Here is a 6,378-nt window from a genome sequence, read left to right as displayed (position 1 = left end):
TATTGTAAGTATGTACCGATGGCTAGTCGGGAATTTACGACTGTGGAGTATCATATCAAATGCAAGTAGTTTTTATAACAAAAGCAGATACATTGAAACAGTAAAATTCTTGAAATGTTTATATTTGATTACATTTTAAGTAGCAGATGGTTAATTGTCTTTATACAAATGTAAAGGTGTTGTAATAAAAACTCAAGATTATAAAGAAAATGATAAACTTTTATGGATTTTTACCGATAAATATGGTAAGGTATCTTCAATAGCTAAAGGAGCTAAAAAAAGCAAAAGTAAATTATTTGGGGTCACATTGAATTTATGCTATTGTGATTTCGTATTTTTTAAAGGTAGAGGACTTGCTAATCTTCAGGAAGGTAAAATAATAAAATCATTCCAAGATTTAATGAATAATTTAGATAAGCTTATATATTCTTCATATATTGCAGAACTTATAGATATTGCTCTTTTAGATGGAGAAGTAAATTATAAGCTTTTTAAAGAATTTATTACATGCCTTTATCTTTTAGATACAGATGCTTTAGATTATGAACTTTTAATAAGAGCATTTGAACTTAAATTATTAAAAGAAACAGGTTATGGGATTAATTTAGATTCATGTGCTATATGTAAAAAGAAAATTACTGTAACCAATTATATTAGTTTAGCTTATTATGGTGGTGTATGTGAAAATTGTAAGCGTGAGCATGGTATTTTTATATCAAAAGGAGCATATAATGCTATACGATTTTTAACAAATACTTCATCAGATAAAATATATAAATTAAATTTATCGGAAGACATAAAAAAGGAAATTGCTAAAGTGACTAACTTTATTATTTCTTCTAATTATGCTAAAAAACCAAAAAGTTTAGAGATGTTTAATTATTTAAGGGAGTGATGATTTATGGAAATTTCATTAGAAAAAATTGATCAAGTAGTTGAGAGAACTTATGTATCATATAAGGAAGCAAAGGAAGCTTTAGAAAGATGTAGTGGAGATGTTTTAGCTGCTATAATATACTTAGAAGATAAAAAGAAAAAGCAAGAAGATTTAGATAATGAAGGACAAAAAAATGAAACAGTTGAAGAATTTAAAGCATGGCTTAAGGATGTTATTAATAAGGGTAATGTAACAAGAATAAAGGTAAAGAAGGATGATAATGTTATTGTAGATGTACCAGTAAATGCTGGAATTGCTGCGGCAGTAATAAGTATTGTTGTTCCTGCAATATTTGCATTTGGTGTTATAGCAGCTGTGGCTACAAAAGTTACTATAGAAATTACAATGAAAGACGGTACAGTTAAGGTAGTTAATAAATATGTAAGTGATGCAGCAAAAGATATTAAGGAAAAAGCAATTAATATAAGTGAACAAATTAAAGCTGAAATTAATAAAGTATCTAAGAAGGATCAAGAAAAAACTCATGTATATACAGGAGATGAAACTATTTATAGCTACAAAGTAAATTTTGATGAAAATGGCAATGAGCAAGAAACCAAAATAGATGCAGATAACAGTGAAGATAGTAATGAAGTTTAAAGAAAGTGGCTGCGGCCACTTTTTTTAACGAAAATGTTAACAAAAATGTTAAAATAGGAAGAAAAACAAGGAAAACAGGGGCTTTAAAGCGATTTATTATTTAAATTAACCATAGTCAAATTTATTTTACATGGTATAATTATAATGTAATGTAAATTAATGCTTTTAAGTTCTCAAGACTAAGAAAGAGGGAGTTACATGAATTTGTCTCAAAGACAAGAACAAATAATAAAATTAGTTAAAGAAAAGGGACCAATAACTAGTAGTGCTCTTGCTTCTATTTTAGGAGTTACAAGAGCAGCACTTAGGGCGGATTTGGCAATTCTTACAATGCTTGGTATTTTAGATGCAAAACCTAAAGTTGGATATGTATATTCTACTAAGCATAAAAATAAAGGGATGCTAAGTAGTATTTCTCAAATAAAGGTAAAAGAAATAATGTCAAAGCCTGCAATGGTTAATGAAGGAACTATGGTATATGATGCAATCGTATACTTGTTTTTGAATGATGTTGGAACAGTTTTTGTGGAGAATAAGGGATTTTTAGTAGGGGCAGTTTCAAGAAAAGATTTTTTAAAAATATCAATAGGTGGTACTGATATTCATAAAGTACCTGTTGGAGTTATTATGACTAGAATGCCTAATATAATATGTGGAAGTCTTGATGATAATGTTTATGACTTAGCAAAAAAAATTATTGTCCATGAAATTGATAGTATACCGATTGTAGAAAAAGTTAAAAGTGATGACAATAAAGAGTTATACAAAATAATAGGTAAGATATCAAAAACTAATATTACTAAGCTTTTTGTAAAACTTGGAGAAGATTAAAAAATTTTTGATACTTGTCTATTTGGGTGGTTACTTAAGAGTGCTGTATTTAGTATAGGATTCTTTTAGTATAAATATAATAAAATATAAAATAATAGACGGAGGAGTATTGAGATGGGAAAAAAATATGTTTACCTTTTTAGTGAAGGAAATGCTAACATGAGAGAGCTTTTAGGAGGAAAAGGAGCAAATTTAGCAGAAATGACTACACTAGGAATTCCAGTTCCACATGGTTTTACTGTAACTACAGAAGCTTGCAATAAGTATTATGAAGATGGTGAAAAAATTGCCCCTGAAATCTTAGAAGAAATTCAAAAGAATGTAAAAACACTTGAAGATTTAACTGGTAAAAAATTTGGAAGTTTAGATGATCCATTACTTGTATCAGTAAGATCAGGAGCAAGAGCTTCAATGCCAGGTATGATGGATACAATATTAAATCTTGGCTTAAATGACCAAGCAGTAGAAGTTGTAGCCCAAAAAACTAATAACCCAAGATTTGCATATGATTCATATAGAAGATTTATACAAATGTTCTCTGATGTAGTTATGGGTATTGATAAAAGATTATTTGAGGATAGACTAGATGAAATTAAAGATTCAAAAGGATATAAGTTTGATACAGATTTAACTTTTGAAGATTTAAAAGGAATAGTAAATGATTTTAAGAAAATATACAAGAAAGAAAAGGGTGAAGATTTTCCTCAAGATCCAAAAGTTCAGTTAATTGAGTCAATTACAGCTGTATTTAGATCATGGAATAATCCAAGAGCTATAGTATATAGAAGATTAAATGATATACCAGGCGAATGGGGTACAGCAGTAAATGTACAACAAATGGTATTTGGTAATAAAGGAGAGACATCAGGAACAGGTGTTATTTTCTCAAGAAACCCTGCTACTGGTGAAAATAGAATATACGGTGAATATTTAATGAATGCACAAGGTGAAGACGTTGTTGCAGGTATAAGAACTCCACAACCAATAGGAAAATTAAAAGAACAAAATCCTAAGATATATGAACAATTAGTAGGGATAATAAACAAATTAGAAACACATTACAAAGACATGCAAGATATGGAAATAACAATAGAAGAAGGCAAATTATTCTTTTTACAAACTAGAAATGGTAAGAGAACAGCCCAAGCAGCACTTAAAATAGCAGTTGATCTAGTTAAATCAGGAATGATTACAAAGGAAGAAGCTTTATTAAAAGTTGATCCAAAGCAATTAGATTCTCTTCTTCATCCAGCATTTTTATCTGATGATTTAAAGAAAGCCAAAGTTGTAGCAAAAGGACTTCCTGCATCACCTGGAGCTGCATGTGGTAAAATAGCATTTACAGCTGATGAAGCTAAGGAAAGAGCAAAAAATGGAGAAAAAGTTGTTCTTGTAAGATTAGAAACTTCACCAGAAGATATAGAAGGAATGATTGCTGCTGAAGGTATATTAACAGTTAGAGGTGGAATGACATCTCATGCAGCTGTTGTGGCTAGAGGTATGGGTACTTGCTGTGTAGCAGGTTGTGGTGCACTTAAGGTTAATGAGGATGCTAAGAAAGTAATAATAGATGGTAAGGAATATGGAGTAAATGATTATATTTCAATTGATGGTGCAACAGGTAATGTTTATGCAGAAGCAGTTAAAACTGTAACTCCAGAAATTACTGGATATTTTGCTGAATTTATGACATGGGCTGATGAAGTTAGAGTGTTAGAAGTAAGAACAAATGCTGATAATCCAAGAGATACTAAGCAAGCAGTTGAATTTGGAGCAGAAGGTATTGGACTTTGTAGAACAGAGCATATGTTTTTTGCAGATGATAGAATAATGGCTGTTAGAGAAATGATAGTAGCAAAGGATGTAGATCAAAGAAGAAAAGCATTAGCTAAAATCTTACCAATGCAAAAGAAAGATTTTATTGAGATGTATGAAGCTTTAGAAGGAAAACCAGCCACTATAAGATTCTTAGATCCACCATTACATGAATTTTTGCCACATTCAGAAGAAGATATAAAATCTCTTGCAAAAGAAATGGATTTAAGTTATGAAGAACTTAAAGCAACTGTAGATGAACTTCATGAATTTAATCCTATGATGGGACACAGAGGATGCAGACTTGCAGTTTCATATCCAGAAATTGCAGAAATGCAAACAAGAGCTGTTATTGAAGCAGCAATAGAAGTAAGAAAAGAAAAGGGATATGATATTATTCCAGAAATAATGATACCTTTAGTAGGAGAAGTTAAGGAATTAAAATATGTTAAAGATATAGTTGTTAAAACAGCAGAAGAAGTAATGAAAGAAAACAACGTAAACTTTAAATATAAAGTTGGAACAATGATAGAAATTCCAAGAGCTGCTCTTACTGCAGATAAGCTTGCAAAGGAAGCTGAATTCTTCTCATTTGGTACAAATGATTTAACTCAAATGACATTTGGATTCTCAAGAGATGATGCAGCTAAATTCCTTGGAGCATATTATGATAAGAAAATATATGAACAAGATCCATTTGCAAAACTTGATCAAGTTGGAGTTGGTTCTTTAATTAAGATGGCAGCAGAAAAATCTAGAAGTGTAAGACCAGATATTCATCTTGGAATATGTGGTGAACATGGAGGAGATCCTTCATCTATTGAATTCTGCCATAATGTTGGACTTGATTATGTATCATGCTCACCATTTAGAGTGCCTCTTGCAAGACTTGCTGCAGCACAAGCCCAAGTTAAGAATAAGAGATAATATTTAAGAAGGTTGTATTGAAAAATATTAAGTTTTTAATTATTTTTCAATACTCCTTTTTGTTTTTTACTGCAAATCTTTTTATAATTTCCATTTTGTATTTTTAAAGTAGTTTATAGCATTGTTTACAAAGTTAATTTGGTATGGTAATGCTTGTAAGCTTTTTTTGAATATCTTTTCTATTTCACATCTATCTATAGAAGAATTTAATCTTTTATCTTTTAGATTTTTGTTTCCATAAAAGTTTTTATCATAATAATATGATTTAGAAAGTTTAAAATATTTTTGAGGGAAAGAAACATATGAAACTATATATTTTATATCATCTTCATTAAGTGTATAAATATTATTGTATTTTTTAAGTAATGATATAAATAATTTAAAGTCCCATTTTGTACTATTACGCTTTAAAAGCCTACGTAAAAAGTATGATATATCATGAGATATAAAGTCATATTTACATTTGTCAAAATCGATAACTGATGTTTTGGTGTTAGAAATAATAATGTTTTTATTAACATAATCTCCATGAGTTAAGGATTTAGATAAGTTCTCATAAGAAATTTTTGCAGAGACTTCTAAGGATTTTTCAGCAAGGAAATTATTTGCTTCAAAATTTTTAATAAAATAATTTGAAAAAGAATCATTTAAGTTTATAGCTAAAGATGAAATTCTATTTAAATCTTCAAAGTGTTTTAAGGTTTGTATGTATAAATTGCTTAGCCCTTTTCTTGGAAAACTTCCTTTAATTGGAGTGAAATCTTTTGAGGTTTTATGAATATAAGCAAGAGTTTCTATAGAATTAAATAAATGTAGTACATTATCAAAATTACATTTGTCACCATTAATCCATGGGGTTAATATAAAAAATTTATCAAAAGCCTTTGAAAATCTATTACAAGAAATAGTAGGCATAAGTCTTGGCACACTTATATTATACCTATATAGCCATTCAAGAGCAGAATAAATATATAAAAGGTTACTTTCATCATAATAAACTTTTTTTAAACAGTAGTTAATATTCTTTTTAGAAATTTTATATATTATTCTTTGTTTATTTGTATTTTTAAATTTTATAAGTGAAATATCACAATCAAATAAATTGTATTGGGGGAGTATATATTTGCTTATATTTTTTTTATCAAAGATAGGATTTTTTATTTCGTTTTTTTTACTCATAAAGAATCTCCTAAAATAATACTTATATATAGTATTATCTCTGTCTCTTATACACATCTGACGCTGCCGACGACCGTTGCGTAGTGTAG

General features: G+C 29.0%; 5 protein-coding genes. 4 read left to right on the top strand and 1 reads right to left on the bottom strand.

Annotated features, from left to right (window positions below; translation table 11 throughout):
- Positions 1-154: 154 nt before the first annotated feature.
- From recO to ppdK, 4 genes are all read left to right on the top strand, one after another.
- Positions 155-895, top strand: coding sequence for a DNA repair protein RecO (recO, locus tag ACTNAO_RS12590; RefSeq protein WP_441027603.1), 741 nt, complete (start codon positions 155-157; stop codon positions 893-895).
- Positions 896-901: 6 nt separating this feature from the next.
- Positions 902-1,537 (top strand): DUF4342 domain-containing protein, encoded by a 636-nt coding sequence (locus ACTNAO_RS12585; protein WP_441027604.1) that lies wholly within the window; start codon positions 902-904, stop codon positions 1,535-1,537.
- A 198-nt stretch (positions 1,538-1,735) separates the two neighbouring features.
- Positions 1,736-2,368, top strand: a complete 633-nt coding sequence (locus tag ACTNAO_RS12580) for a helix-turn-helix transcriptional regulator (protein WP_441027605.1) — start codon at positions 1,736-1,738, stop codon at positions 2,366-2,368.
- A gap of 114 nt (positions 2,369-2,482) precedes the next feature.
- The gene (ppdK, locus tag ACTNAO_RS12575) at positions 2,483-5,110 is read left to right on the top strand and encodes a pyruvate, phosphate dikinase (RefSeq protein WP_441027606.1); all 2,628 of its coding nucleotides are present in this window, start codon (positions 2,483-2,485) and stop codon (positions 5,108-5,110) included.
- A gap of 81 nt (positions 5,111-5,191) precedes the next feature.
- On the opposite strand, the gene ACTNAO_RS12570 is transcribed toward ppdK, so the two are convergent.
- A complete protein-coding gene (locus tag ACTNAO_RS12570; protein WP_441027607.1) occupies positions 5,192-6,289 on the bottom strand; it encodes a CotS family spore coat protein in 1,098 nt (365 codons plus the stop codon).
- Positions 6,290-6,378: the final 89 nt, after the last annotated feature.

The sequence above is a fragment of the Clostridium sp. HCP1S3_C6 genome, from assembly GCF_052066735.1.
Lineage (GTDB): Bacteria > Bacillota > Clostridia > Clostridiales > Clostridiaceae > Clostridium.
The sequence above is the reverse complement of the archived record's forward strand: the minus strand, read 5'-3'. Positions and strand labels throughout refer to the sequence as shown.

What these genes read in the sequence shown, in the direction of transcription:
- ACTNAO_RS12585 (WP_441027604.1), top strand. Translation starts at nt 902, where the DNA reads ATGGAAATTTCATTAGAAAAAATTGATCAAGTAGTTGAGAGAACTTAT.
- ACTNAO_RS12580 (WP_441027605.1), top strand. Translation starts at nt 1,736, where the DNA reads ATGAATTTGTCTCAAAGACAAGAACAAATAATAAAATTAGTTAAAGAA.
- ppdK (WP_441027606.1), top strand. Translation starts at nt 2,483, where the DNA reads ATGGGAAAAAAATATGTTTACCTTTTTAGTGAAGGAAATGCTAACATG.
- ACTNAO_RS12570 (WP_441027607.1), bottom strand. Translation starts at nt 6,289, where the DNA reads ATGAGTAAAAAAAACGAAATAAAAAATCCTATCTTTGATAAAAAAAAT.